This window comes from Tateyamaria omphalii (genome assembly GCF_001969365.1).
GTDB classification, from domain to species: domain Bacteria; phylum Pseudomonadota; class Alphaproteobacteria; order Rhodobacterales; family Rhodobacteraceae; genus Tateyamaria; species Tateyamaria omphalii_A.
Genome location: NZ_CP019312.1, coordinates 855,564 through 881,317, shown reverse-complemented (window position 1 = coordinate 881,317; position 25,754 = coordinate 855,564). Strand labels below are relative to the sequence as shown.

The following is a 25,754-nucleotide window of genomic DNA, read 5'->3' as shown; positions in this document are numbered from 1 at the left end:
AACAAATCCCAAGGAGTCGCGGCTGTGACGGGGCAGAGCCCGCACACAAAAAGGCGTGCGCCTTGACGATCATTGAAATCACGGCGTGACACCAAGACCCTTGAAGCCGCCGCCAAAACCCCGCATCTCTAGGCGCAACGCAAGCAACGGAACATCCATGGCCCTGCCCGTCCGCGAACAGTTCAAGTATTGGGGGATCGCGGCGGCGGTCTTTTTCCTGCTGCTCTATGCCTTGGGCGACCAACTTCTGCCGTTCTTTCTGGGTGCGGCCATCGCCTATTTTCTGGACCCGGTCGCCGATTGGCTGGAGGCGCATGGGTGCAGCCGCGGGCTGGCCACTGGCATCATCACCATCAGCGCCATCATCGTTTTCGTCCTCGTGGCGCTGTTGGTCATTCCGACACTTGTGGAACAGGCCGTCCAGCTGTTCGGCGCCACGCCCCAATTCGCGCGCGACCTTGGCACCTTTCTGACCGAGCGGTTCCCGAGCCTTCTGGATGAAGGATCGACCGTCCGGCAGACGATCAATTCGCTGGGTCAGACCATCTCTGAACGCGGCGGGCAGCTTCTTGAGACGGCGCTGACCTCGGCTGCGAGCCTTATCAACATCATCGTACTTTTTGTGATCGTGCCGGTCGTCGCGGTCTATCTGCTGCTGGATTGGGACAGGATGATCGCGCGGGTTGACGAGTTGCTGCCCCGCGACCACGCACCCGTGATCCGTCGCCTGGCCAAGGACGTGGACAAGACCCTCGCCGGGTTCATCCGCGGCATGGGCACGGTATGCCTGATCCTCGGGACCTATTACGCCATCGCGCTGATGCTGATCGGCCTGCAATTCGGTCTGGTCGTCGGGTTCGTGGCGGGCCTTTTGACCTTTATCCCCTATGTGGGCGCCATCGTGGGCGGCTTGCTGGCCATCGGGCTGGCGCTGTTCCAGTTCTGGGGAGAATGGTGGTGGATCGTGGCCGTCGCTGTCGTCTTTCAGATCGGCCAGATTGCCGAGGGGAATTTTCTGACCCCCAAACTGGTGGGCAACAGCGTTGGCCTGCACCCTGTCTGGCTGATCCTCGCGCTGTCGGTCTTTGGCGCGCTCTTTGGATTTGTCGGCATGTTGGTGGCTGTCCCGATGGCGGCCGCCCTCGGGGTGATCGTGCGGTTCGTGATCGAACAGTACCAGAGCAGCCGCCTGTATACTGGCGTCTCCGAAAAGGAGGAGACGTCGGCGCCCGAACCTCAAGGCCAATCCGAGGCCGAGGACTGATCATGGCCCAGCAGCTTGGCTTTGACCTTCCGGTGCGCGTTGCACTGGGGCGGGATGATTTCCTTGTCGCACCCTCGAATGCCGTTGCCTTGTCGATGGTCGATGCCTGGCGGTCCTGGCCCAACGGCAAGCTGGCCCTGACCGGCCCTTCGGGCGCGGGCAAGACCCATCTGGCCCATGTCTGGGCAGCAGACAGTGGCGCCCGGATCGTTGCCGCAGATACGTTGAACACGACGTCACCCGACGCATTGTTCGACGCCCCACTCGCAGTCGAGGATGTCGACCGGATCGCGCGGAACAGCGCCTGCCAGACTGCGCTGTTTCATATCCACAACGCGTTGCAGACCGCGGGCCACCCCTTGCTCATGACCGGGGAAAACGCCCCGAACCTATGGCGCCTGAGCCTGCCCGATCTTCAAAGCCGCGTGGATGCAGCAGGGCACGCAGCCCTGGATGCGCCGGATGACAGCTTGCTTGCCGCTGTTCTGGCCAAGCTCTTTGCCGACCGGCAACTGACCCCACGCCCGGACGTGATCCCCTATCTGGTCACGCATATGGAACGCAGTTTTGCCGCCGCGCGCACGGTCGTCGCTGCCATTGATGCGCGCAGTCTTGCGCAGAAAAAGCCCATTACACGGGCACTTGCGGTGGCATGTCTGGACAATCCCCGGTGATCCGGCGGATAGTTGTCACTCAACGTTTACACCCCACAGACATAAGCCGCGCATGACAAATGCTGACTTTCTTGGCTCCGACTTTCCAGAGCCCACACCACTGCCCGACCTCGACACCAACAGTCCGGGCCGTTTCTTCAATCGTGAACTCAGTTGGCTGGGCTTCAACTGGCGGGTCCTGGAAGAGGCGGAGAACCCGCGCGTGCCTTTGCTGGAACGTTTGCGCTTTGTGTCGATCAGCGCGGGCAACCTGGATGAGTTCTATACCGTGCGCGTTGCAGGCCTGCGCGAATTGGCCATCGCGGGCAATACGACGCCCGCCGCCGACGGGCTGACACCGGCCGAACAACTGGTGCTGATTGACGAAAACGCCCGCCGCCTGATCCAGCGACAGACCGAGGTGCTGTCAGACCTCAAGGCCGCTATGGAAGCCGAAGGTATCTGCGTCCTGACCGCCCAGGATCTGACCGCCGAAGACACCGAACACTTGTCCGAAGTGTTCCTGAACCGCGTCTTTGCCGTTCTGTCGCCGCTGGCCATCGACCCCGCGCACCCCTTCCCCTTTATCCCCAACACAGGCAATGCGCTGGCTCTGCAACTGGAACGCACAAAGGACAAGCGCCCCTTGCAAGCGCTGTTGCCGATCCCCGCGCAGATTGACCGCTTTGTCGCGCTGCCCGGCCCCGGCCACCGTTTCCTGCCGCTGGAAGAGTTGCTGATCCTGCACATCCCCAGCCTGTTTCCCGGCTACAAGCTGAAGGCACATTTCGGCTTTCGCGTGCTGCGCGACAGCGATCTTGAGGTCGAGGAAGAGGCCGAAGACCTTGTGCGCGAATTCGAGGTTGCCCTGAAACGCCGCCGCAGGGGCGAGGTTGTGCGCCTGACCCACTCGGCGGGCGCGCCAAAGGCCCTCAAATCCGTCATCATGGAAGAGCTGGCTGTCAGCGATGCCGAAGTGATCGAGATGGACGGCATGCTGGGCATGGCCGATCTGGGCGAACTGGTGCTGGACGACCGGCCCGACCTGCTCTGGCCATCCTTCACCCCGCGCGTGCCGGAACGGGTCACCGATTTTGATGGCGATATGCTGGCCGCGATCAGTCAAAAGGACATGCTGCTGCACCACCCTTACGAGACATTCGACATGGTGGTCCGCTTCCTGCAGCAGGCGGCGCGGGATCCGAACGTGGTGGCGATCAAGCAGACGCTCTACCGCACTTCCAAGAACTCACCCATTGTCGAAGCACTGTGCGAGGCCGCCGAGGACGGCAAGTCTGTCACAGCGCTCGTGGAACTCAAGGCGCGCTTCGACGAGGCCGCCAATATCCGCCAGTCCCGGCGGTTGGAGCGCGCGGGCGCGCATGTGGTCTATGGCTTTCTCGACCTTAAGACTCATGCCAAGATCAGCACCGTGGTCCGCCGCGAGGGCAAGGAACTGGTGACCTACACGCACTATGGCACCGGTAACTACCACCCGATCACCGCGCGCATCTATACTGACCTATCGCTGTTCACCTGCGATCCCAAGTTGGGGCGCGATGCCACCAAGGTATTCAATTACCTGTCCGGCTACGCCCCACCCGAAGGGCTCGACAACCTCGCTATCTCACCCACCACGCTGAAGCCCCGCCTGCTCGACATGATCGCGGCAGAGGCGGAACATGCCCGCGCGGGCAAACCGGCGGAGATCTGGGCCAAGATGAATTCGCTGATCGACAGCGAGGTGATCGACGCGCTTTATGCCGCGAGCCAGGCGGGAGTGAAGATCAGCCTCGTCATTCGTGGCATCTGCGGCCTGCGCCCGGGCATCAAGGGTCTGTCAGACAACATCCGGGTCAAATCCATCGTCGGGCGGTTCCTGGAACACAGCCGTATCGTCTGTTTCGGCAACGGCCACGGCCTGCCGTCGAAGAAAGCGCGCGTGTTCATCTCGTCGGCGGACTGGATGGGGCGCAACCTGAACCGGCGCGTCGAAACGCTGGTCGAGATCGAGAACAACACCGTCAAGGCACAGATCGTCAGCCAGGTGATGGCCGCGAACCTCGCTGATGTGGCGCAAAGCTGGGTGATGTCGCCGGAAGGGACGTTTTCCCGACCCAATCTGGCCGAGGGTACATTTGCGTTCAGTTGCCACCGTTTTTTCATGGAAAACCCATCGCTGTCGGGGCGCGGATCGGCCGGTGCCGCAGATGTGCCGAAACTGACACACACCGAGGACTAGCTGGTGCAAATGGGTCGGCGGGTGGGCGCCTTTCGGCGCGCGCCGAAACAGAGCCACCGGGCCGACGCTGTGATTGACCCACGTTGCGCGCTGGTCCATCAAAGGGTGCAAGTGCGCACTGCGGGGGCCCCATGAACGTATCGGTTTCGCCACAGACTGGCGACGGTAGCCTTTTTGGCAAGCCGCTGTTCGAGGATCCGTCGGCACGCGCCTTGTCGCGCGTGGGCGTGGTTGATGTGGGGTCAAACTCCGTTCGATTGGTGGTGTTTGACGGGGCCGCACGCTCGCCCGCCTATTTTTACAACGAAAAGATCATGTGCGCCCTGGGCGCCGGCCTGTCCGACACAGGCCACCTGAACCCCGAGGGGCGCGTGCGCGCGCTGGATGCACTGACCCGCTTTCAGCGTCTGGCAGAAGGGATGGGTCTGTCGGACCTGTCTGTCGTCGCAACCGCTGCCGTAAGGGACGCAAGCGATGGTCTCGAATTCCGCTCGGACGTACTGCGTGAAACCGGTCTGAATGTCCGCGTCATCGACGGGCGAGAGGAAGCGCGGCTGTCAGCCCAGGGGGTGCTGCTGGGCTGGCCCGGTTCCTACGGCCTTGTCTGTGACATTGGCGGTTCTTCGATGGAGTTGGCCGAGATTTCCGACGGTGAGGTTGGTCGGCGGGTCACCTCTGATCTGGGCCCCTTGAAGCTGCAGACCGTCAAGGGCGGTAAAAAAGGGCGCAGCGCGCATATCAAGGCAGTGATGGAGCAGCTGCACGAGGAAATGGGCGCGCAGCGTGATCGCCTGTTCCTTGTGGGCGGGTCCTGGCGCGCGATTGCACGGGTCGACATGCACCGACGCGGATATCCGCTGCACGTGCTGCATGAATACCGGATGACGCCGCAATCGGTGCAGCGCACCACGAAGTTTATCCACGAACACGACGATCACGAGGCGCTGCGCGCTGCCTGCGGTATCTCATCTGCCCGGATGGCGCTGGTCCCGCTGGCGGCGGAAGTGCTGTGGCGCCTGGTCAAGACGTTCCGGCCCAAGGACATCGCCGTGTCCAGCTACGGCATTCGCGAGGGGATGCTTTACGAACAGATGCCGCAGCGCTTGCGTGATCGCGACCCGCTGATCGAAGCCTGCCGCTTTGCCGAGGCGAAGGACGCGCGCATGCCGGGGTTTGGCAAACTGCTGTACCAATTCATCGAACCGCTCTTCAAATCCGCGCCGCTTGCCCGCAAGCGTCTGATCAAGGCCGCGTGCCTCTTGCATGACGTAAGCTGGCGCGCGCATCCCGACTACCGCGCCGAAGTCTGTTTTGACAACGCAACGCGGGCCAATCTGGGCGGGTTGAAACATTCCGAACGTATCTTCCTTGGGCTTGCCCTGCTGCACCGCTACACCAACAAGCGCGAGGGCACGCATTTCGAGGAGTTGTACGATCTGATCGACGAGAAGACGCAGCGGGATGCCGAGATACTTGGCAAAGCCATGCGCTTTGGCGCGATGCTGTGGATGGAGAAAGACGCCGAACGCGGCGAATTCCGCTGGTTCCCAAAGAAACGTGAACTGGAACTGCACCTATCACCCGATGCCATGCCGCTTTTTGGTGAGGTGGCAGAGGCGCGGTTGAATTCACTGGCGAATTCGCTGGACGCGCAGGTCACGGTCAAGAAACGGCGGCGCTAAATCTCGATCTCCGTATCGGGGTCCGGCGCGTTTTTCTGTTCTTGCGGTGCCTTGCGGCGGATGATGATGTCGCCGTTCTCGAGCATCTCGGGCGGGTGATAGACGCTCCAGTCCTCGATCTCTTCGAGCAGCCCACGCAACGCCGGGCCCATCTGGGCCGCAAAGTCGCGCATCGCCGGTCCGAAGTCTTCGGCCATGCCTTGCAGCCCGTCCATGGCGGGCTCCATCTCGCGCATCAGCCCTTCCATCAGCATCTGCGCGCCGCGTTCCATCAGAGACAGGCCGCGCTCGTCCTCAGGCTCTTGGGCGGCGGCGGTCCCTGCGAGGGTCGCAATGCAAATCGCTGCAACAATCGGTTTCATGGCATTCATATGGGGATCATAGCACGATATCCAAGCTGACCGGAAAATGATCCGAGGCGGTCACCAGCGCATCCCGCAACGTCGGGTCCGCCCAACATTGCGGATCATCTAGCGGGTGCCAGATGCGCCAGGTGGGCGCCAGCGCAGCCAGATCAGGCGACACCATGATGTAATCGAGCAGCGCTTGGAGAAAGCGCTGCTCGGGTCTGATCCAGAACCGCGCTGTCGTCGGTGTCGCCCCCAAGCGGCGCTGCAGGGCCTGCCGGGCGTGGGGGTCGAACAGGGCTTTTGCACCAGAGCCAAGAATGATCTCAACCGATGATCGCCCGAACAGATGTTCGTATTCATCCAGCCCCGGACCGTCGTTAAGATCCCCCAGCACGATCAGCGGGTCAGCATCCACCAAAACAGCGTCGATGCGTGCCCGCAGCCAGATCGCCTGCGCCAGCTGTTTGCGGCGGTTCGCGATCGAGATGCGCATGACCTCGTCCCGGTCGCGCGCGCCGTGGGGCGCCTTGGATTTCAGATGCGCGCCGATCATGCGAAGCATGGTGCCGCTTGACGTTTCGATCAACAACTCCAGCGGTGGTTTGGAAAACACAACCTCGTCCTCGGTCGCATCAATATCCAGGTCGATGCGGAAGCTGCCATCAAAACGGGGTGCGGCCGGGTGCGTTTGCGGGGCATGGGTGGCGGTCAGCACGTCCGGATCGTAAAGCAGCGCGATTTCCTGCTGCGTGTCGTTTGAAAATCCGATGATCGCACGAAGTGCGCGCAAGTCGGCAAAACGCGCGAAATTTTCAAGCGCGCGCACGGTGTCGCGGCTGCGGCTGGTGTCCGGGGCTTCGATCACCATGACGGCATCGGCATCCAAAGCGCCGAATACCGTTCGCAAGGCAGCGAGCTGTGCTGCACGCGTCACATCATGGCGCGACGACCATTCATCGTCATTGAGCAACGCCCCGTCATCATCAAACAGGCTGTTCATCCACTCGACATTATAGGTGGCGATGCGCATCAGCTTCGCGTGCTCAAGATTTCTTCCCAGGCGCGGTTGATGTCGATCATCCGCTTTTCGGCCAGGCGCACGGCCTCTTCCGGCACCCCACGGGCCATCATCGCGTCAGGGTGGTTTTCGCGCACGAGCTTGCGCCAGGCCACGCGGATGTCGTTCAGTTCCAACGCCGGATCGACCCCGATCACCGAATAGGGATCCGGGGTGGCATCCGGCACAAAGCGGGCGCGCAGGGCACGGAAATCCACATCGGAAATGTTGAAGATATGCGCCACTTCTTCGAGGAAGGCATCCTCGTTCGGATGATAAAAACCATCGGCCATGGCGATGTGAAAAAGCCCCTCGATCAAGTCGTTCAAGGTCTCGGGCTGACTTGCGAACATGGCGTGGATACGGGTCGCGTATTCCTCGAACCCCGCGACATCCTGACGGGCGAGGTTGAACACCTTGGCCGCGCCTGCCTCATCCTTGGCCGCGATATGGAACACCTCGCGAAAGGCGGTGACCTCATCACGCGTGACCTGACCGTCGGCCTTGGCCATCTTGGCGCCCAGCCCGATGACCGCGATGGCAAAGGCCACGCTGCGTTCAGGCGGCGCGCGCAGCTTGTCAAAGATGTCCGTCAGGCTTTCGCCAGCGGTCAGTGCAGCAAGTGCGTCGGATATGCGGGCCCAAAGGGACATGGGTGCAACCTATACCGTATCTTGGGGTGCGGCGTCTGCGCCTGCGGTCGCACCCAGCTGTTTTTGCATAAGGATCAGGTCAAGCCACACTCCGTCTTTACGACCGACCTGGTGCATATGGGCGACCTTTGCAAAACCCATGGCCGCGTGAAAAGCGATGGCCACATCGTTTATGCCGCTGATCCCAGCGACCATGATGTGATACCCTTCTCTGCGCGCGCGAGCTTGAAGCGCAGTCAAAAGCGCCCGACCCTTGCCGCGTCCGCGTGCGGTCGGGTCGAGCAGGATCGTATGTTCGACTGTCGCGGCGTAACCCGGACCGCCACGGAACGGTCCATAAGTGGCAAAGCCGCCCTGACGGGGAAGAACAAGCATCACGCGCGTGTCGATCAGATTTTCGATGTCGTCCAGAGTTTTCGGGGCCGTCGTAAATGTAATCTGGGTATGAGCAATCACGGCGTTCCAGATGTCCGCAATCCAGCCTGCATCATCGCGGTTGGCGTCCCGGATCACAGGCTTCGGGTCCCGTGCGGCGTGTCGAAGGTTGCGCTCATGCCGATTGGCCCAACCTCGACCGAGACGCGATCGTCAAATAGATGCGCGGCCAGGGCCAATACAAGCTGATCGCCTTTCGGGTGTGACAGTGTAAACCGCCGCAGACGGACCCCGGTCGGCTCAAGTTGGCGCGCTGGATGCACATCGCTTGGCCACTCGATCAACGCGGGCCAGAGATTATCGAATGGCGTCGTTCCATCCTCTGAAACGGCCATGCGCCACGACAGGCTGCCGCGCTGCACAGAGACCGGTGCGCCGGCCCCATCGGGCATTTCGCTCAAAGCCGTCTCCATATCTGTCACGGCGCACGCCCAGTTTGACAGCCGCGCCGGTCCCTCGAACCGGTCCAGATCGTACCAGCGCGGCCGCGCTGGCGCAGGCACCGCAGGGTTGGGCGCAATGGCTTCAAGGTACAGGCCATCCTCCAGCGCCATCAAGGCATTGTGTGTCTGAAACACGGCGTGTTCACCGCCCGGCTGCATCGGCACGCCCAACGCTTCTTCGATGCGCGCACGCGCCGAGGCGAGCGTTCGGCCTCCGACGACGAGATGATCAAATAGCATCGGCTTTCCAAGAAGTTGTGGACCAGTGGCACGCGGGCGCCCCCGCTGCTTACTATTGCAGCGCATCGTCACAAGTTGAAGGGTCAACACGCCAAAAGTGAGCCATCGCGCAACTGTGCGCGGCACCCAAAAAAGACACATGGCACCGCCAGGCGCGTATTTTCCTAAGACCGAACAGGTCATTGGCCGCGCTGTGCGCGCAGCCAATTGGGTGTTCAGGCAGCGCGCAGGATCGAGAGGATCTCTTGCGCAGCATCAGGAATATTGGTGCCAGGTCCGAAGATCGCCTTGACACCGGCATCATAGAGGAACTGATAGTCCTGCTGCGGGATCACCCCGCCACAGATCACGATGATATCCTCGGCATCCGCCTCCTTAAGCGCGTGCACAAGTTGCGGCGCCAACGTCTTGTGGCCCGCAGCTTGCGACGAAATTCCGATCACGTGCACATCGTTGTCGATGGCATCCTGCGCGGCCTCCGCCGGGGTCTGGAACAGGGGTCCCACATCCACGTCAAATCCGATATCGGCAAAGGCTGTCGCGATCACCTTGGCACCCCGGTCGTGGCCGTCCTGACCCATCTTGACCACCAGCATCCGCGGACGCCGTCCCTCGGCTTCGGCAAAATCCTCGACGGACTTCTGGATCGCGGCAAAGCCTGCGTCGCCCTCGTAGGCAGCACCATATACACCGGCGAGCGTTTTCACCTCTGCCCGGTGGCGACCGAACTCTTTTTCCATGGCCATGCTAATCTCTCCCACGGTTGCACGTGCCCGCGCCGCATTGACCGCAGCCTCCAACAGATTGCCTTCTGACGCGGCAACCGCGCTCAGCCCGTCCAAGGCGGCTTGGCAAGCATCCTCATTCCGGTCTGCCCGGATACGGGTCAGCCGCGCGATCTGACTGTCGCGGACAGCGGCATTGTCGATGTCGAGGATGTCGATCTCGTCCTCTTTCTCGAGCCGGAACTTGTTAACGCCGACAATCACCTCATCGCCCTTGTCGATCATCGCCTGCCGCCTCGCGGCGGCTTCCTCGATGCGCAGCTTGGGCATGCCGGAGCCAACGGCCTTGGTCATGCCACCCATTTCCTCGACCTCTTCGATCAGCTTCCAGGCTTCCGTCGCCAGATCGTGGGTCAGCTTCTCGACGTAGTAGGACCCGGCCAACGGATCGACGACATTGGTCACGCCCGTCTCGTTCTGCAGAATGAGCTGCGTGTTCCGCGCAATACGGCTTGAGAACTGCGTGGGCAGCGCGATGGCTTCGTCAAAACTGTTGGTGTGCAGAGATTGCGTGCCGCCCAGTACCGCGCTCATCGCCTCGAACGCGGTGCGCACGACGTTGTTGTAAGGGTCCTGTTCCTGCAGACTGACACCGCTGGTCTGACAGTGGGTCCGCAGCATAGAGGATTTGGGGTTTTTCGGCTCGAACTCGGACATGATGCGGTGCCAGAGCAGACGCGCGGCGCGCAGCTTGGCCGCTTCCATGAAGAAATTCATGCCGATGGCAAAGAAGAACGACAGCCGCCCTGCGAATGTGTCAACGTCCATGCCGCGCGCGATGGCGGCGCGCACATATTCGCGTCCGTCAGCGAGGGTGAACGCCAGCTCCTGCACCAGGTTCGCGCCCGCTTCCTGCATGTGGTAGCCGCTGATGGAAATGCTGTTGAATTTGGGCATTTCATTCGAGGTGTATTCGATGATGTCCGCGATGATCCGCATCGAGGGTTCCGGCGGATAGATATACGTGTTGCGGACCATGAATTCCTTGAGGATGTCGTTCTGGATGGTTCCGGACAATTGCGCGCGGTCGACGCCCTGCTCTTCGCCCGCGACGATGAAATTGGCGAGGATGGGAATGACGGCGCCGTTCATGGTCATGGACACAGATACCTTGTCGAGCGGGATACCGTCGAACAGGATCTTCATGTCCTCGACGCTGTCGATGGCCACGCCAGCTTTGCCCACATCACCAACAACCCGTTCATGATCGCTGTCGTACCCGCGGTGTGTGGCAAGATCGAAGGCAACCGACACGCCCTGCTGCCCGGACGCAAGGGCACGACGGTAGAAGGCGTTGGACTCCTCGGCGGTGGAAAAGCCCGCATATTGCCGGATCGTCCAGGGACGGCCTGCATACATCGTGGCCTTCACCCCGCGGGTGAAGGGCGCCTCACCCGGAACGGTGCCAAGGTGATCCACGCCCGCTAAATCGTCGGCGGTATAGATCGGAGCGACGTCAATCCCTTCCAGCGTTTTCCAGGTCAGGTCCTCGACCGGGCGGCCGCGCAGCTCACCCTCCGCGAGGGTCTGCCATTCGTCTTTCTTGGTTGTCATGTCCATGTCCTCTTGTCAGCGGGCCATGCGGCAGGGTTTGCCCCGCTCCTCTCTGGCCCAAATCCTCTGTCAGTGTTGCTAGTCCTTCGGCACCGGCAGTCAGCCAGTGAATATCGTCCAGATATGCCTCGCGCATGGCAGCGCTTGCGGCGGGGTCGAATGGAGTCCACCGTTCGGACGCCCCCCGTATCAGGTTGGGGTTGTCGCCGCGCTCGGCCAGCAGTTCGCGCAGTTGTGGTACACTCGGCGATCGGTTCAGCCAGGTTTCGGCTGCGGTTCGTGGACCATGCAGGCCTGTGAGCGCCTGAAACATCGCATCCGGACGGCCAGCGGTACGTTCGAAGGGTACGACGACGATGCGTGCACCCGGTACCGCGCATGCCACATCGGCTATAGCATCCCGCCACGTGCGTGGCCCAAACGCGATGCGCAACCGTTGATCAGGTTCCAGCATTGTGTGACCGCGCGCGACGCAATAAGCGGCAACCGAGTTCCAGTAGTGGTTCAGCGACCGCACTGAGATGACGACCGTGTCGATACGCCCGTCAAAGGCCGCAGAGTAACGCGACATCCTTTCGCCCACATCATCATAGAGCGACCGCTTGCGCATATTGCGGCGCATCGTGCCGATCATGTTCTCGTCCGAGACGAGCAGCGTTTTGGTGCCGTTCCGCTCGGCTTTGTGCAGGTTCAAATGCACCCGCCCCCGCGCCCTACGGGCAGATTTCGGCGTCGAGGCAAAGGAAGGCTGGATGCCCGAGAGCAAACCCTTGCGCGTGCGCAGAGGGCCCCAGAACCCGATGCGACGCGACCGCATGAAGTCCGCATTCTGTCGAATATAGGCCTGAAAGGACGTCGTTCCGGTCCGGTGTGCCCCAATGTGCAGAATAACTTTCATGCCGCTTTGATCCCTTGCCATGCGCGTCAACTGCCCAGCACGGGGCCGACGCAGATGGTTGAGAGGTCGCACGCCAAGCCTTGCGGAGCGATTAAAGCTAAAATTGACGCGAGCAGCCGTCGCAATTGCGGAAAAAGCAGCTACATTGATCCCAGCAGGAGAGCAGATGAAACAGTTACTACCTATTGTTCTGGTTGGACTTTTCGGCGGTTCCGCAGTCGCTGCGGAAAGCAATGGCGCGCCGGAGCCTTCCGTCTTTGTCACCGGAAATGTCCCGGATTTAAGCGAACTTGTATGGGAAAAACGACCCATAATCGTGTTTGCCGACAGTCCGAACGATCCAAACTTCGGGCAGCAGATGGAGTTTCTCGAAGCGCGTGCCGAGGACTTGGCCGAACGGGACGTTGTCGTGTTGACCGATACCGATCCCTCGGTCGATAGCGACTTGCGGCTGCAATTCCGCCCCCGTGGCTTCATGCTGGTCCTTGTCGGCAAGGATGGTGGCGTGAAACTGCGCAAACCCTTTCCGTGGGACGTGCGTGAGATCACGCGGTCCATCGACAAGATGCCGATCCGGCAGCGCGAAATCCGCGAACGACGCGGACAAGACAGTTGAACGAACCGTTGAGACTGCATTAACGGTTCGTCGTTAAACACCACAGCGCGCTTGTGAAACAGGGGTGGACAGCCTATATTCACCCTGTAATCGGGTGCCACATGCCACCCAACAGGAAAGGAGACGGATATGTCGGATACACCCAAACGTACCACTCCCATCACCGGTCGGAACGGGCCGAGCCCGGGCTACTGATCGCCGGGTCCGCGCCCAAATGCTTCAGCGCATCAATTGCATATGTGCGCGCGCGCTGTTTCATCTGTAGATATTGAAAATACGCAATTTCGCGCCGCTTTCGGCTGGCCTCATCCGTGCCTTCGACAAAAGGCTTGAGGCGTGAATCGGCAATCTGAACCTCAATTGCGTTGAGTTGCGAGTAATACTTCACCACCGGGTCAATCACTTCCTTTGGCAGGATGTGAATGTTGTCCAGCACCGACTGAAACACCATGTCATTGTATTCGGTGGGCAGAAACGGAACATAGCCCTCCGCAATGCGGGGCTGCATTGCCTCCCACGCCGCATTCAGATCCTCACCCTCCAGCACTTCAAGGTAATGCTTGATTTCGGCCACAAGCGCGCGTTGTACATCCTCGCGCTGCTCTCGCCGCAGCCGGGCGGCGTCGCGGCGCATTTGCGCGCCGTTGACGATCCACCCAACGGCCACGAAGAGCCCCGCGATGACAGCTTGCCAAATGCGGGGATCAACGGCGGCCAACCCGTCGAGGATATGACGGGTCGCACTCACTCGAATTCCATGATCACGTCGTCAACGGCCAGGCTGTCGCCCGCGCCCGCATTGATCTTGGACACGATGCCCTTCTTCTCGGCGCGCAGGATATTTTCCATCTTCATCGCCTCAATGGTGCATAGTGCTTGCCCTTCCTGCACCTCGTCGCCTTCGGCCACGTCGACCTTCACGATCAGGCCGGGCATCGGGCACAGGAGCATCTTGGAGGTGTCTGGCGGAAGCTTCTCGGGCATCAGGCGGGCCAGTTCGGCCTGCCGCGGGGAGCGCACATGCACCTTCAGGTCAGCGCCACGGGTTCGAATGCGAAACCCACCAGAGACCTTGCCCACCTTCAACACAAGCGGTGCGCCATCGACAGTCATCTCGGCCAGTTGATCCCCCGGCGTCCAATCGCCTGCGACGCGCACGGCCGTGCCGTTAAAGGACACCGTCGCACCCTCCTGATCAGCGTTAACGACCACATCATAGGATTGCCCGTGCAAGGTCACATTCCAATCCTTGCCGACCTTGCGTTCGTGGTTGTCCATCCGGCCCGACACGCGGGCGCGGCGAATTTCAGCCACGCGGTGCATGGCGGCGCAAGCGGCGGCCACGCGGCGCAGATCATCCTCGCCCAGATCCACGCCTTCAAACCCTTCGGGATACTCCTCGGCAATAAAGGCTGTGGTCATATCGCCCGAGATAAACTTTGGATGGTCCATCACGGCACTCAGGAACGGCAAGTTGTGGCCAATCCCCTCGACCTCAAAACTGTCGAGGGCCACGCGCATCGCCTCGATGGCCGTAGCGCGGTCAGGCCCCCATGTGCAGAGCTTGGCAATCATCGGGTCGTAGTACATGCTGATCTCGCCGCCTTCATAGACGCCGGTATCGTTGCGCACGACAATGCTGTCGGGCGTGACGCCGGGTGTGTAGCTGGCGGTCTCTGCGGGGGGGCGATAGCGGGTCAATCGCCCGATCGACGGCAAAAAGCCGCGATACGGATCCTCGGCATAAAGCCGGTTTTCAATGGCCCAGCCATTCAGCTTCACATCGTCCTGGGTGATAGACAGTTCTTCACCTGCCGCCACGCGGATCATCTGTTCGACAAGGTCCACACCCGTGATCAGTTCGGTGACCGGGTGTTCCACCTGCAAGCGGGTGTTCATTTCCAGGAAATAGAAATTCTTGTCCCCGTCCACGATGAATTCGACCGTACCGGCGCTGGCATACCCGACGGCTTTGGCAAGGGAGACGGCTTGCTCACCCATGGCTTTCCGAGTCGCCTCGTCCAGGAACGGACTGGGAGCCTCTTCCACGACTTTCTGGTTGCGGCGCTGGATGGAGCATTCGCGCTCACCCAGATATATGCCGTTGCCGTGGGTGTCACACAGAACCTGGATTTCGATGTGACGCGGCTGCGTGACGAACTTCTCGATAAAGATACGGTCGTCACCAAAGCTGCTCGCTGCCTCGTTCTTTGACGATTGGAAACCCTCGCGCGCCTCCTCGTCATTCCAAGCAATCCGCATCCCCTTGCCACCGCCGCCGGCAGAGGCCTTGAGCATCACCGGATAGCCGATCTCGTTCGAGATCTTCACGGCCTCATCTGCATCCTCGATCAACCCCATATAGCCGGGTACGGTGCTGACATTGGCCTCTTGGGCAATCTTCTTCGAGGTGATCTTGTCGCCCATGCTTTCGATAGCGCCCTTCGGCGGGCCGACGAAAGCGACGCCCGCAGCGTCCAGCGCCTCCGCGAACTTGGCGTTCTCGGACAGAAAGCCATAGCCAGGATGAACAGCCTTGGCGCCAGATTGCTTGATCGCATCCATCACCTTGTCGATGACGATGTAGGACTGATTGGCGGGCGGCGGCCCGATGTGGATCGCCTCGTCCGCCATCTGCACATGCAGCGCCTTGGCATCGGCGTCGGAATATATGGCGACGGTAGGGATACCCATCTTGCGCGCGGTCTTGATGACACGGCAGGCGATCTCCCCCCGATTGGCGATCAGTATCTTGTTGAACATAGGGCCTCACTTTTCTGGGTCTTGGAACGCAAAACACCGCCTTGCCCGAAGGCAAGACGGCGTTCCGCGTGTGATCTGAAATCGCGCGTCAGGCGCGCGGCGCCGGGGTCAACAGCGGCTTGGGTTCTGGTCGCAGTAGAGCACGTTTGCGCCTGCACCCACCGCGGCACCGGCAACGGCGTTGCCGCCCAGTGCGGCTGTGCCGACACCACCGACGGCGCCCCCAAGGACAGCCTGTTCGCCAACCGTGTCACCGCACGCGGCCAGTCCGAATGCTGCTGCCGTTGCGAGAATTGCGAATTTGATACGCATGATGTTCTTCCTTTATTTGACGTGCTTGTCCTGTGACAAACGCCAAGGTCGATCAATCGTTCCCGTCTGCAAACACTGGAACACGCACCCGACCGCCGAAACATGCGGATCGGACCGCCGGTTTGCCGCCGATGCGTATACCCGGCGGCAACGCGGTCAAATGTCGTCGCGTCGAGACGGCGTGACACGAAAAAAAAGGTGGGCAGCATAACGTCTTGCGACATCTGCTGCCCACCAGGGGAAGGGGTACGGAAATGGTACACAACGCCGCAGATAACCTGGGGAAGCGGCGCTGATAGTTCACGCTCGCACGCTTTTTCGGCATGCACAAAGGGCAAGTTATATGACCGGCGAGAATGAGCCATGTTTCGCCACATACGGGAATCGAGCGGCAAGAAAACGCCGATGAACCCTGCGCAAGTCATTCCAGGCCCTCTTGAAATGCTTCGGGGAACGAGGCGCGCGCCACATCTTCGTCAATCTGTAAAAGTGCTTCATAATCAGCAAGATCGAAGGGATCAGTCGCTGGAATCACTTCCCGCCCGAACAGCCAGGACAAGCGTCCGGCATCCAAATTGCCTCGCTCAAACGGCTCGGTGCCGAAATTGGCCCACAATGCTGCGAAAAAAGCGGCATCCGCACGCCGGTCTGCCGGTTTGCGGTCGGCAAAGCGCTCGCGCCGCTGAAGCGGTGTCACACCCTTGGGGTTCGGACGGCGAATTGTGAATTGGTGGTCAGTTCCGGTCAGGCGACCCGGGAAACCGCGATGTTTCAGCATTCGCTGCCCCCCGCGGTGAGGGATGTCAGGGCGGGCATAAACGCCCGCCCTGTAGAATTACTTGAACTTGCCCGTGTGGACAGGCTCTTGGCTGATGGGCTCGGGCTCGACAACGACGAACTCTTCGTTGTTGTTGCGGGCGCATGCTGCGACCAGAACCATGAGGCTAACCATGCCCAACACTTTGATGCTCTTCGACATCTGTCTCTCCTGTAGTCAACTTTCAGACACGCAAAATGACGCATCCAATGCGAGGTAAGGGGATCTTGGGGATCCCTCGACGACCATATACGTGATTTTCGGGCTGAAAGATACGGCGGCAGACAGCCTTGCGCCGGTTGTGGCCTCAAAGACGCATATGCGATTTTCCGCTGAGCCATCACAACGCCTCCCACACACACCCGTCCGGGCCCGGGCGAAACGCTTCGAAAAACTGTGTCGCATCCGGGTCAGAAGTGCCAAACGCCACAGGCCGATCCATGAGTGAGATGACAACGACATCTGCGTCGAGCGCGAAGTCAGCGATGTATGGCAGCACAAAGTCATCGCACAGCGCTTGAAAGTCGCCCTCGGCATCAGCGTAACTTACTTCGCCGGTATCACGTGCGATACCAGGTGCCAGAAACCGAAACCGCAGCCACTGCTCAGCACCCACTTCATCCACCAGAATTTCGGACAAGGTGACCGGTTGGCCGGATGGCACGTCTTGGGCAAGTCCGGGCGTAGCACAAAGCACAAAGGCCGATACGCAGCCCCGGACCCATTCCCGTTTCCAGGTCCGAGCTCCTCCCTCCGGGGCTGCTGTGCGTGCGGTGATAACCCGTCGCACTGTTCCATTCGGCACAGTATGTTGCCAGTCACCTCTCATCGTGCATCTTCTTCTTGCGTTGTAAAGGTGGCAGGTGCCGTGATTTCGATCAATTCCAGGTCGTCGGAGTGCCGAAATTCCCGATGCACAATCTGAGGGGGTTGCAGAACACATGACCCCACACGCAACACGTGTTCGCCCTGCCCCTCGTATTCAAAGACAACCCAACCGCGCGTGACATAGACCAACTGGAAATCCAGGTCATGCGAATGCCAGGTACCAGGGCTTTCCATCCCTGGCACGGCCCGAATGACATGCGCGCCATAGGCGCTGTTGGTGGCCTCGCCAATGCCAAGCTGGCGGTATTCAAAGAAAGGGCGCAAGCCTTCGCTTTCGAATGCACCGCCGTCCGCATGAGAGACGGTGAACGCTTGGCTCTTCCAAAGGCTCATCTTGCCCCTCCCGCAATTCGCATCCAACGGGCGCGGTTTGAAGGATCGTTCAGAACAGCGTCCACGCGGGCAATAACGGTGTTCGGTACACTGCCAGCGGCGCGCCCACCTGCCTCAACTGCCCAGCCGTCTTCAACACGTCGCAGCCGAATGACCGGAGAAAAGCCCCGCACCGTTTGCAGCGCCCGCCATACATCCTGCCGAATTTGATTGGCGAGCCGCAAAGCATCGCCGCTCGGTAGCTGTGTCTGCACAACAAAGTCGAAACGTGGCGGACTCTGACGATACAGCGTAACGCCGTCGCCCTCGCGCAGAACATGCCAGCGCCGCTTCACCGCAAGCACCGCGACACTGAATATTTCAGCATCCGACGGTGACGCACAACAACAACTATTTCACGGCGGAACCGTGCAACTGCCTGCGATGATGCGGTCGCGTTTTTCATCTGAAATACTTGATCGAACGACACGATCCATTCATGAACGCGGCTTGATTTGCAACCTTTGATCGCAGGCGAACGAACGCATTCCGTTCGGGATTTGGGACGTCCGGCCACAACATCCGAACGACGATCGACTTGGGGGGCTTGCCAGGAAAGGAGGCCGTAGCAGTCTGACGGAAAATATTGCACACCTCCTTCATTCTCGGAGTGCTGACACGCCACTGGGAATTGAACCGACCAAACATCGCGACTTCGATCAAAGCAGCATTCCTTGAGTTTGACCTCGACTGGCCGTCATCCCGTGTCAGGGTTTTCGTGATGGACGTTGCTCTGATGTCCAACAAGCAGCCCGAAGTACCATCACCCAACGTAAAACTCTGTTTGCCTTTACAAACCGCGCCCTGTTGCGCCCACGCGGGGAAGGCCAGCAACACAACAATGATCGTCAAAACATAACGCACTTACTTCTCCATTTCCGTATCGGGGATCGCACTGCGCGATTCCCCTATAGCGGGATGTTATCGTGCTTTTTCCACGGCATAGGAGTCTTCTTGTTGCGCAGTGACGCAAAGGCACGGCTGACACGTTTGCGTGTCGAGCGGGGCTGGATCACCTCGTCGATGAACCCGCGTTCGGCGGCCACGAACGGGTTGGCAAAGCGGTCCTCGTAGTCCTTCGTGTGCTGCGCCGTTTTGTCCGCATCCCCCAGATCGGCGCGGTGTATGATCTCGGTCGCGCCCTTGGCGCCCATCACTGCAATCTCGGAGGTGGGCCAGGCATAGTTGAAATCGGCGGCCAGGTGTTTCGACGCCATCACCACATAGGCCCCTCCATATGCCTTGCGCGTGATCACGGTGACCTTGGGCACCGTCGCCTCACCGTATGCGTACAGCAGCTTGGCGCCGTGCTTGATCACGCCGCCATACTCTTGCGTCGTGCCGGGCAGGAAGCCGGGCACATCGACAAGCGTCAGGATCGGTATGTCGAAACAATCGCAGAAGCGCACGAACCGTGCTGCCTTGCGTGCGCTGTCGATGTCCAAAACACCGGCCAGCACCATCGGCTGGTTGGCCACCACACCTACAGTGCGCCCCTCAAGCCGGATGAAGCCCGTGATGATATTCTTGGCAAAATCTTCCTGCAGCTCGTAAAAGTCACCCTCGTCGGCAAGCTTCACGATCAGCTCTTTCATGTCGTAGGGGGTGTTCGCGTTTTCCGGGACCAGCGTATCGAGGCTTGTCTCGATCCGGTCCGGCTCGTCAAAGAAGGGGCGGACGGGCGGCTTTTCGCGGTTGTTGAGCGGCAGGAAGTCCACGAGGCGGCGCACTTCGGCAAGCGCTTCGACATCGTTGTTGAAGGCCGCGTCGGCCACCGATGATTTCTTGGTGTGGGTGGATGCGCCACCCAGTTCTTCGGCGGTCACCTGCTCGTTGGTCACCGTCTTCACAACATCCGGCCCCGTCACGAACATATAGGAGCTGTCCTTGACCATAAAGATGAAGTCGGTCATCGCGGGGGAATAGACAGCACCTCCGGCACAGGGACCCATGATCACGCTGATCTGCGGCACCACGCCCGATGCCATGATGTTGCGCTGAAACACTTCGCCATAACCGGCCAAGCTGTCCACGCCTTCCTGAATACGCGCACCACCCGAATCGTTGATGCCGATGACCGGCGCGCCATTTTCGACTGCCTTGTCCATGATCTTACAGATCTTGGCCGCATGAGTGGCCGACACCGACCCACCAAGAACCGTGAAATCCTGGCTAAAGACGTAGACCTGCCGCCCGTTTATCGTGCCCCATCCGGTCACGACACCGTCGCCTGCGGGTTTCTGATTTTCCATCCCGAAGTCGGTACAGCGGTGGGTGACGAACATATCGAACTCTTCGAAGGACCCTTCGTCCAGAAGCAGGTCAATACGCTCCCGTGCGGTCAACTTGCCACGCCCGTGCTGTGCATTGATCCGTTTTTGGCCGCCGCCCAGACGCGCATCGGCGCGCCGGGATTCCAATTCGGTCAGAATATCTTTCATGCTGTCCCCGCTGGTGGTTTCCGGCCTTATACAAGTGCGGAAGCGTCCGGTTGAAGCATCAATCGGAATATTTGCAAAGTGTATTCAGCAACCCGATTGCAAATTGCAAATAAGCAAAGCACACCCATGCGTGCAACACCGCACTGGACAGTTCATTTTGCCGCGCATACGTCTGCAATATGCAAGCGCCGCCCAAGGTCCGCTTTCTGGACCGTACGACCCCACCACATATCATCACCCTGATCCTCCTGGCCGGAGTGTCGGCCATGGTGATGAACATGTTCTTGCCCAGCTTACCGAACATGACGTCCTATTTCGAGACGGAATACCGTCTCATGCAGCTTTCCGTTGCGCTGTATCTGGCCGTTTCAGCCATCATGCAGACAATCATCGGGCCCATCTCGGACAAACTGGGGCGGCGCAAGGTGCTGATATGGGGGATTGGCCTGTTCATGCTGGCCACTTTGGGCTGCATCTATGCGCCCAGCGCCGAGGTTTTTCTGTTTTTCCGCATGTGTCAGGCGGTAATCGCTGTCGCCATGGTCCTGAGTCGGGCGATCATCCGCGACCTTTATGATCAAGACCACTCCGCCTCCATGATCGGCTATGTGACCATGGGCATGGCCGTGGTGCCGATGATCTCGCCCTTCTTCGGCGGACTGCTGGACGAAGGGCTGGGATGGAAATCGGTCTTCTGGTTCTTCTTCATCACCGGCGCGTTGCTGTTGTGGCTGGTCCACAAGGACGTGGGCGAAACCGCGCAGCCGTCGTCAAAATCACTGATCGGCCAGTTCAAGGAATATCCCGAACTCCTCCGCTCCCCCCGCTTTTGGGGCTACTCGCTGGCGGCGGCATTCTGCTCCGGCTCTTTCTTTGCTTATCTCGGGGGCGCGCCTTTCGTTGGAACAGACGTGTTCGGCATGACGCCATCGGTTCTGGGCTTTTTCTTTGGCGCGCCAGCGATCGGTTACTTCGTGGGCAACGGGCTGAGCGGTCGGTTTGCCACCAGGTTCGGCGTCAACCGACTTGTTCTGTGGGGCTGTATCGCAAACGCCGTTGGCACATTCCTGTCGCTGGGGATATTCGTCGCAGGGATGGGCACGCCATTGTCATTCTTCGGCATGATGACCTTTGTGGGCCTCGGCAATGGGTTGGTGATCCCGAACGCAACGGCCGGCATGTTGTCGGTCCGCCCGCACCTGGCAGGCACGGCGTCTGGCTTGGGCGGTGCGATCATGATCGGCGGCGGCGCCGCCCTATCGGCGCTCGCGGGGTTCCTGCTGACCCCCGAAACCGGCGCATACCCCCTGCTCTACATCATGTGCATCACCGGTGTTTGCGCGCTTCTGGCCATCGGCGCGGTCTACCGTCGCGAACGGCGACTCGCCATGGCGTAGCCCTTGCGCCCAAGGCTTTGCAAACCTAGTGTCACCACACTGCAAAACTGCAAAGATGGAGCCCATGGCCGCCCCGAAACTCTACGCCGGAGCCAAGCTGCGCGAAGTGCGCACCCGCGTTGGCCTGACGCAAAAGGATTTTGCCGCCAAGCTTGGCGTCTCCCTGCCGTATCTGAATCAGATGGAGAACAACAACCGGCCCGTCAGCACCACGGTCGTGTTGTCTCTGGCGCAGGAATTCGGGCTTGATGTCACCGAACTCAACTCTGGCGACGGGGAACGGATCGTCTCAGACATGCGCGAGGCGCTGGCGGATCCAGTCTTTTCCAGCGACATGCCGCCGATGGCCGACCTGCGGCTCGCCGCCTCGAACGCGCCGGCCCTGGCACACGCCTTTCTCGAACTGCACCGCGCCTATCGGCAAACGCATGAACGGCTCGCGTCATTGGATGAAGCGCTCGGCCGTGAAGACGCCCGCGCACGTCCCAGCCCATGGGAAGAGGTGCGCGACTTCTTCCATTACTGCGACAATTACATCGACGCTGTGGACCGCGCCGCCGAACATTTTGCCAGTACACATGGTCATCACCACAGTGTCCGCGCGGCGGCGGTCGCGACACTCGCCGATGGCGGTGTCGACGTCAGTTTCGAGGATACCGACACCCTGCGCCGCTACGATGCGGAGAGCCAAAACCTCGTGCTGTCCTACCGCGCGAGCCAAGAAAGCCAGACCTTTCAACTGCTTCTACAAGTGGCGCTCTTGCGGCAGGACAAACTGCTGGAAGCGACGCTGGATTTCGCCCGCTTCCAGACAGACGAAGCACGCGCGATCGCCAAGATTGGCCTCGCCAACTATTTCGCGGGCGCAGCCCTTATGCCCTACGGCCAGTTCCTGCACGCAGCACAGGAGACGCGCCATGATCTCGAACAGCTTGCCACACGCTTCGGCGCCTCCATCGAACAGGTGTGCCACCGGCTGTCGACCTTGCAGCGCCCGGGGGCCAAGGGTGTGCCGTTTTTCTTTGTCAGGGTCGATCAGGCGGGCACGATCACAAAACGCCACTCCGCCACACGGCTGCAATTCGCCCGCTTCGGCGGCGCCTGCCCGCTCTGGAACGTGCACCGCGCCTTTGAACAACCGGGCCAATTCCTGCGGCAGCTGGCCGAAACGCCGGACGGCGTGCGCTATGTCAGCCTGGCTCGGGACGTGTCGAAATCCGGGGGCCGCTTTGGCGCACCGGTTCGACGCTACGCGATCGCGCTGGGGTGCGAGGTGACCCACGCAGGGCAGTTGGTCTATGCGGACGGGCTCGACATCGCGCGGGCCGAGGTGTTCGAACCTATCGGCATTTCCTGCCGGATCTGCGAACGCAAGATGTGCCACCAACGCTCCGTACCACCCCTGGAACGCAGGCTGTCGGTCGATCCCGACACGCGGGACGTGCTGCCCTATGCCGTGAACTAGGCGGATCACGATCCACTTTACGATTGGACCTAGCGCCGGGCTGCGCGCCACCCAGCCAGAATTGCCTCGGCCTCGGAACAGAACCAGCGCTCGCCCCGCCTCTCGTTGATTCCGGTCCGGTCATAGAATTCCTGCCTCGGCACATGAAAAATCTGCCCACGCGTAGAAATATTGCCCTTGATCCGGCACGCTGTGTCCAACGGGATCCGCCGGTTGACGCGGGTCTTGCGGAAGTCAGCAGGCGATTGCACGCGGACCCCGTGCAGCCCCTGACCAGCAGCAAAGGCCGCCTTTTCATCCAGATCGTATTCCATCCCGTAGTGCCGATAGGCAAAGGCCCAGCCCGCCCGTACAATCACCTGGCCCATATCCGTACCCCCGACCGCACAACTCGCAACGACGCGCCCATACCGGTCGGTGTCACGTCGCACGCAGCGGGCAACACGCCCTTCAAACCGATCCTTCACCTGCCCGGTCGCCCAGACCCCGCAAGCAAAGGCAAATCCGTGTTCCGCCTCGCAGGACTGGTTCGTCTCAGGCGCATCAATCGCGTGCAGACGCACCCGTACATCACCAACGTCGACGGTATCGGCGTCGATGACACGGACCACACCGCGCAGCTCGGCGCTGGCAAAGGCGGGAAAAAGGAAAAGAACAAGAATTGAACAAAGTCTTAACATTCCGTTGATATGGCAACGGACCTGACCGTATTCAAACGCTCATTTCCAAATGCGTTAACGCTGCGCCGTCTGCCAATCGGGATGCACCCAAGGCACATCGTTGCTGCGCGGCAGGCTGCGACCCAGAATGTGATCGGCCATCTTCTCACCCGTCATGATCGACGGCCCGTTGAGATTGCCGTTGGTGATGCGGGGAAACACCGAACTGTCCACGACCCGCAGGGCATCCACGCCAATGACACGCCCTTCGGGGTCCACCACGCTCATCGGATCATCGGCCCTGCCCATCCGGCAGGTGCCGCATGGATGATAGGCGCTTTCGGCATGTTCGCGGATCGCCTCGTTAAGCTCATCGTCGCTTTGATGGGCATCACCGGGCTGGATCTCGTGCTTCACGAACGGCGCAAACGCCTCTTGCGCAAAAATCTCGCGCGTCAGTCGGATACAGGTGCGGAATTCATCCCAATCCTGCTCGGTGCTCATGTAGTTGAAGCGGATCACCGGATCCTCGGCCGGGTCTGCCGACCGCAAGGTCACCGCCCCGCGCGAGGTCGAGCGCATCGGTCCCACATGCGCCTGAAACCCGTGCCCCTCCGCGGCGGCCTGCCCGTCATATCGCACAGCCATAGGCAGGAAATGATACTGGATGTCCGGATACGGCACGCCGGCCCGGCTGCGGATAAAGGCCGCACTCTCGAACTGGTTCGACGCCCCGAGCCCCGTGCCGGTAAACAGCCACTGTGCCCCGATCACGGCCTTCGAGATCATGTTCCAATACTTGTAAAGGGTGATCGGCTGTTTGGAGGCGTATTGGATATACATCTCCAGATGGTCCTGCAGGTTCGCCCCAACACCTGGCCGATCCGCAATCACCTCGATCCCGTGTTCCGCCAGATGCTTGCCCGGCCCGATCCCCGACAGCATCAGGATCTTAGGCGAGTTGATCGACGACGCCGCCAGGATCACCTCGACCCGCGCCTTGACCACCTTGCCTCCGGCCAGCACAACACCCGTCGCGCGCCCGTCCGTCATCTCGACCCGCTCGACCAGACCACGCACCAGCTCGCAATTGTCCAGCTTCAGCGCGGGCTTCATATACGCATTGGCCGCCGACCAGCGCTGGCCCTTGTGCACGGTCTGCTCCATCGGGCCAAAGCCTTCCTGCTTTCGCCCGTTATAGTCGTCGGTGACCTCGTACCCGGCCTGCCGCCCCGCCTCGACAAAGGCTTTGAACAGCGGGTTCCGGCGCGGCCCGCGCGTGACATGCAGCGGCCCGTCCTTGCCCCGCCACGCAGGATCACCGCCATGCCCATTGCCGTCCCACGCCTCCATCCGCTTGAAATAGGGCAGCACATCGACATAGGCCCAGCCATCCGCACCGCTCTCGGCCCAGTGGTCATAGTCCATCGCGTGCCCACGGACATAGACCATGCCGTTGATCGACGATGACCCGCCCACAACCTTACCGCGCGGACAGACCAGCTTGCGCCCGCCCAGATGCGGCTCCGGCTCGGACATAAAGCCCCAGTCATAGCGCTTCATGTTCATCGGATAGGACAAAGCCGCAGGCATCTGGATAAACGGGCCCGCATCGGTACCACCATGCTCGATGACCAGCACAGACTTGCCCGCCTCGGCCAGGCGATAGGCCACAGCGCATCCAGCCGACCCGGCCCCCACAATTACATAATCGCTTTCCATCTCTCACCTTCCGTGATTCTCCGAAGGGTCAAGGATGCGCAGCACC

Annotated in this window: 25 protein-coding genes; 7 read left to right on the top strand and 18 right to left on the bottom strand. The window is 60.7% G+C overall.

Going from position 1 to position 25,754, the window contains the following annotated elements; all coding sequences use genetic code 11:
* Positions 1–157: 157 nt before the first annotated feature.
* The 4 genes from BWR18_RS04285 (at position 158) to BWR18_RS04270 (ending at position 5,841) form a co-directional block, all read left to right on the top strand.
* Complete coding sequence (locus tag BWR18_RS04285) at positions 158–1,264, top strand: AI-2E family transporter (RefSeq protein WP_076626861.1); 1,107 nt, start codon at positions 158–160, stop codon at positions 1,262–1,264.
* A gap of 2 nt (positions 1,265–1,266) precedes the next feature.
* Positions 1,267–1,938 carry a DnaA ATPase domain-containing protein gene (locus tag BWR18_RS04280; protein WP_076626860.1) on the top strand — a complete coding sequence of 224 codons (672 nt, stop codon included), beginning with the start codon at positions 1,267–1,269 and terminating at the stop codon, positions 1,936–1,938.
* Positions 1,939–1,990: 52 nt separating this feature from the next.
* The gene (locus BWR18_RS04275) at positions 1,991–4,159 is read left to right on the top strand and encodes an RNA degradosome polyphosphate kinase (protein WP_076626859.1); all 2,169 of its coding nucleotides are present in this window, start codon (positions 1,991–1,993) and stop codon (positions 4,157–4,159) included.
* A gap of 131 nt (positions 4,160–4,290) precedes the next feature.
* Positions 4,291–5,841, top strand: a complete 1,551-nt coding sequence (locus tag BWR18_RS04270) for a Ppx/GppA family phosphatase (protein WP_076626858.1) — start codon at positions 4,291–4,293, stop codon at positions 5,839–5,841.
* Here the strand turns inward: BWR18_RS04270 and BWR18_RS04265 are convergent.
* The 7 genes from BWR18_RS04265 to BWR18_RS04235 all read right to left on the bottom strand — a co-directional run bounded on the left by BWR18_RS04265 (position 5,838) and on the right by BWR18_RS04235 (position 12,256).
* On the bottom strand, positions 5,838–6,203 hold the full coding sequence (locus BWR18_RS04265; protein ID WP_076630115.1) for a hypothetical protein: 366 nt from the start codon (positions 6,201–6,203) through the stop codon (positions 5,838–5,840). The genes BWR18_RS04270 and BWR18_RS04265 overlap by 4 nt on opposite strands.
* Before the next feature lie 16 nt (positions 6,204–6,219).
* Positions 6,220–7,221, bottom strand: coding sequence for an endonuclease/exonuclease/phosphatase family protein (locus BWR18_RS04260; protein ID WP_076626857.1), 1,002 nt, complete (start codon positions 7,219–7,221; stop codon positions 6,220–6,222).
* The gene (locus tag BWR18_RS04255; RefSeq protein ID WP_076626856.1) at positions 7,221–7,901 is read right to left on the bottom strand and encodes a molecular chaperone DjiA; all 681 of its coding nucleotides are present in this window, start codon (positions 7,899–7,901) and stop codon (positions 7,221–7,223) included. The genes BWR18_RS04260 and BWR18_RS04255 overlap by 1 nt, the downstream gene beginning before the upstream one ends.
* A gap of 9 nt (positions 7,902–7,910) precedes the next feature.
* On the bottom strand, positions 7,911–8,414 hold the full coding sequence (locus tag BWR18_RS04250; RefSeq protein ID WP_076626855.1) for a GNAT family N-acetyltransferase: 504 nt from the start codon (positions 8,412–8,414) through the stop codon (positions 7,911–7,913).
* On the bottom strand, positions 8,411–9,019 hold the full coding sequence (locus BWR18_RS04245; RefSeq protein ID WP_076626854.1) for a VOC family protein: 609 nt from the start codon (positions 9,017–9,019) through the stop codon (positions 8,411–8,413). Before BWR18_RS04245 ends, BWR18_RS04250 begins: the two co-directional genes overlap by 4 nt.
* Before the next feature lie 215 nt (positions 9,020–9,234).
* On the bottom strand, positions 9,235–11,358 hold the full coding sequence (gene scpA / locus BWR18_RS04240) for a methylmalonyl-CoA mutase (RefSeq protein ID WP_076626853.1): 2,124 nt from the start codon (positions 11,356–11,358) through the stop codon (positions 9,235–9,237).
* Positions 11,315–12,256 (bottom strand): hypothetical protein, encoded by a 942-nt coding sequence (locus BWR18_RS04235; protein WP_076626852.1) that lies wholly within the window; start codon positions 12,254–12,256, stop codon positions 11,315–11,317. The genes scpA and BWR18_RS04235 overlap by 44 nt, the downstream gene beginning before the upstream one ends.
* 166 nt (positions 12,257–12,422) lie before the next feature.
* Between BWR18_RS04235 and BWR18_RS04230 the strand changes: the two genes are divergently transcribed.
* Complete coding sequence (locus BWR18_RS04230; protein WP_076626851.1) at positions 12,423–12,872, top strand: DUF4174 domain-containing protein; 450 nt, start codon at positions 12,423–12,425, stop codon at positions 12,870–12,872.
* 160 nt (positions 12,873–13,032) lie between these two features.
* Here the strand turns inward: BWR18_RS04230 and BWR18_RS04225 are convergent, their stop codons facing one another.
* From BWR18_RS04225 to BWR18_RS04185, 9 genes are all read right to left on the bottom strand, one after another.
* Positions 13,033–13,620 carry a hypothetical protein gene (locus tag BWR18_RS04225; protein WP_076626850.1) on the bottom strand — a complete coding sequence of 196 codons (588 nt, stop codon included), beginning with the start codon at positions 13,618–13,620 and terminating at the stop codon, positions 13,033–13,035.
* A complete protein-coding gene (locus BWR18_RS04220) occupies positions 13,617–15,635 on the bottom strand; it encodes an acetyl-CoA carboxylase biotin carboxylase subunit (protein ID WP_076626849.1) in 2,019 nt (672 codons plus the stop codon). Before BWR18_RS04220 ends, BWR18_RS04225 begins: the two co-directional genes overlap by 4 nt.
* 108 nt (positions 15,636–15,743) lie before the next feature.
* Positions 15,744–15,947 carry a hypothetical protein gene (locus BWR18_RS04215; RefSeq protein ID WP_076626848.1) on the bottom strand — a complete coding sequence of 68 codons (204 nt, stop codon included), beginning with the start codon at positions 15,945–15,947 and terminating at the stop codon, positions 15,744–15,746.
* Between the two features lie 421 nt (positions 15,948–16,368).
* Entirely contained in the window at positions 16,369–16,725 is a 357-nt protein-coding gene (locus tag BWR18_RS04210) for a hypothetical protein (protein WP_076626847.1), read from the bottom strand.
* Between the two features lie 57 nt (positions 16,726–16,782).
* Positions 16,783–16,926, bottom strand: a complete 144-nt coding sequence (locus tag BWR18_RS21865) for a hypothetical protein (protein ID WP_172839352.1) — start codon at positions 16,924–16,926, stop codon at positions 16,783–16,785.
* A 178-nt stretch (positions 16,927–17,104) separates the two neighbouring features.
* On the bottom strand, positions 17,105–17,428 hold the full coding sequence (locus BWR18_RS04205; RefSeq protein ID WP_302622827.1) for a DUF6497 family protein: 324 nt from the start codon (positions 17,426–17,428) through the stop codon (positions 17,105–17,107).
* A gap of 161 nt (positions 17,429–17,589) precedes the next feature.
* Complete coding sequence (locus tag BWR18_RS04200) at positions 17,590–17,985, bottom strand: cupin domain-containing protein (protein ID WP_076626846.1); 396 nt, start codon at positions 17,983–17,985, stop codon at positions 17,590–17,592.
* Positions 17,982–18,329, bottom strand: a complete 348-nt coding sequence (locus tag BWR18_RS04195) for a hypothetical protein (RefSeq protein ID WP_254684928.1) — start codon at positions 18,327–18,329, stop codon at positions 17,982–17,984. Before BWR18_RS04195 ends, BWR18_RS04200 begins: the two co-directional genes overlap by 4 nt.
* Before the next feature lie 603 nt (positions 18,330–18,932).
* Positions 18,933–20,465 carry an acyl-CoA carboxylase subunit beta gene (locus BWR18_RS04185; protein ID WP_076626844.1) on the bottom strand — a complete coding sequence of 511 codons (1,533 nt, stop codon included), beginning with the start codon at positions 20,463–20,465 and terminating at the stop codon, positions 18,933–18,935.
* A 179-nt stretch (positions 20,466–20,644) separates the two neighbouring features.
* Between BWR18_RS04185 and BWR18_RS04180 the strand changes: the two genes are divergently transcribed.
* Together BWR18_RS04180 and BWR18_RS04175 are read left to right on the top strand one after the other, a co-directional pair.
* Positions 20,645–21,862: a multidrug effflux MFS transporter gene (locus BWR18_RS04180; protein ID WP_076626843.1), complete on the top strand. Its 1,218-nt coding sequence runs from the start codon at positions 20,645–20,647 to the stop codon at positions 21,860–21,862.
* Positions 21,863–21,926: 64 nt separating this feature from the next.
* Entirely contained in the window at positions 21,927–23,327 is a 1,401-nt protein-coding gene (locus BWR18_RS04175) for a helix-turn-helix domain-containing protein (RefSeq protein WP_076630112.1), read from the top strand.
* Positions 23,328–23,356: 29 nt separating this feature from the next.
* On the opposite strand, the gene BWR18_RS04170 is transcribed toward BWR18_RS04175, so the two are convergent.
* Positions 23,357–24,007 (bottom strand): thermonuclease family protein, encoded by a 651-nt coding sequence (locus BWR18_RS04170; RefSeq protein ID WP_076626842.1) that lies wholly within the window; start codon positions 24,005–24,007, stop codon positions 23,357–23,359.
* A 54-nt stretch (positions 24,008–24,061) separates the two neighbouring features.
* Positions 24,062–25,708 (bottom strand): choline dehydrogenase, encoded by a 1,647-nt coding sequence (betA, locus tag BWR18_RS04165; protein ID WP_076626841.1) that lies wholly within the window; start codon positions 25,706–25,708, stop codon positions 24,062–24,064.
* Positions 25,709–25,754 lie beyond the last annotated feature (46 nt).

Bases quoted from the DNA above. Each gene is read 5' to 3' on its own strand.
- BWR18_RS04285 (WP_076626861.1), top strand. From the start codon at position 158: ATGGCCCTGCCCGTCCGCGAACAGTTCAAGTATTGGGGGATCGCGGCG.
- BWR18_RS04280 (WP_076626860.1), top strand. From the start codon at position 1,267: ATGGCCCAGCAGCTTGGCTTTGACCTTCCGGTGCGCGTTGCACTGGGG.
- BWR18_RS04275 (WP_076626859.1), top strand. From the start codon at position 1,991: ATGACAAATGCTGACTTTCTTGGCTCCGACTTTCCAGAGCCCACACCA.
- BWR18_RS04270 (WP_076626858.1), top strand. From the start codon at position 4,291: ATGAACGTATCGGTTTCGCCACAGACTGGCGACGGTAGCCTTTTTGGC.
- BWR18_RS04265 (WP_076630115.1), bottom strand. From the start codon at position 6,203: ATGAAACCGATTGTTGCAGCGATTTGCATTGCGACCCTCGCAGGGACC.
- BWR18_RS04260 (WP_076626857.1), bottom strand. From the start codon at position 7,221: ATGCGCATCGCCACCTATAATGTCGAGTGGATGAACAGCCTGTTTGAT.
- BWR18_RS04255 (WP_076626856.1), bottom strand. From the start codon at position 7,901: ATGTCCCTTTGGGCCCGCATATCCGACGCACTTGCTGCACTGACCGCT.
- BWR18_RS04245 (WP_076626854.1), bottom strand. From the start codon at position 9,019: ATGCTATTTGATCATCTCGTCGTCGGAGGCCGAACGCTCGCCTCGGCG.
- scpA (WP_076626853.1), bottom strand. From the start codon at position 11,358: ATGACAACCAAGAAAGACGAATGGCAGACCCTCGCGGAGGGTGAGCTG.
- BWR18_RS04235 (WP_076626852.1), bottom strand. From the start codon at position 12,256: ATGAAAGTTATTCTGCACATTGGGGCACACCGGACCGGAACGACGTCC.
- BWR18_RS04230 (WP_076626851.1), top strand. From the start codon at position 12,423: ATGAAACAGTTACTACCTATTGTTCTGGTTGGACTTTTCGGCGGTTCC.
- BWR18_RS04220 (WP_076626849.1), bottom strand. From the start codon at position 15,635: ATGTTCAACAAGATACTGATCGCCAATCGGGGGGAGATCGCCTGCCGT.
- BWR18_RS04215 (WP_076626848.1), bottom strand. From the start codon at position 15,947: ATGCGTATCAAATTCGCAATTCTCGCAACGGCAGCAGCATTCGGACTG.
- BWR18_RS04210 (WP_076626847.1), bottom strand. From the start codon at position 16,725: ATGCTGAAACATCGCGGTTTCCCGGGTCGCCTGACCGGAACTGACCAC.
- BWR18_RS21865 (WP_172839352.1), bottom strand. From the start codon at position 16,926: ATGTCGAAGAGCATCAAAGTGTTGGGCATGGTTAGCCTCATGGTTCTG.
- BWR18_RS04200 (WP_076626846.1), bottom strand. From the start codon at position 17,985: ATGAGCCTTTGGAAGAGCCAAGCGTTCACCGTCTCTCATGCGGACGGC.
- BWR18_RS04185 (WP_076626844.1), bottom strand. From the start codon at position 20,465: ATGAAAGATATTCTGACCGAATTGGAATCCCGGCGCGCCGATGCGCGT.
- BWR18_RS04180 (WP_076626843.1), top strand. From the start codon at position 20,645: ATGCAAGCGCCGCCCAAGGTCCGCTTTCTGGACCGTACGACCCCACCA.
- BWR18_RS04175 (WP_076630112.1), top strand. From the start codon at position 21,927: ATGGCCGCCCCGAAACTCTACGCCGGAGCCAAGCTGCGCGAAGTGCGC.
- BWR18_RS04170 (WP_076626842.1), bottom strand. From the start codon at position 24,007: ATGTTAAGACTTTGTTCAATTCTTGTTCTTTTCCTTTTTCCCGCCTTT.
- betA (WP_076626841.1), bottom strand. From the start codon at position 25,708: ATGGAAAGCGATTATGTAATTGTGGGGGCCGGGTCGGCTGGATGCGCT.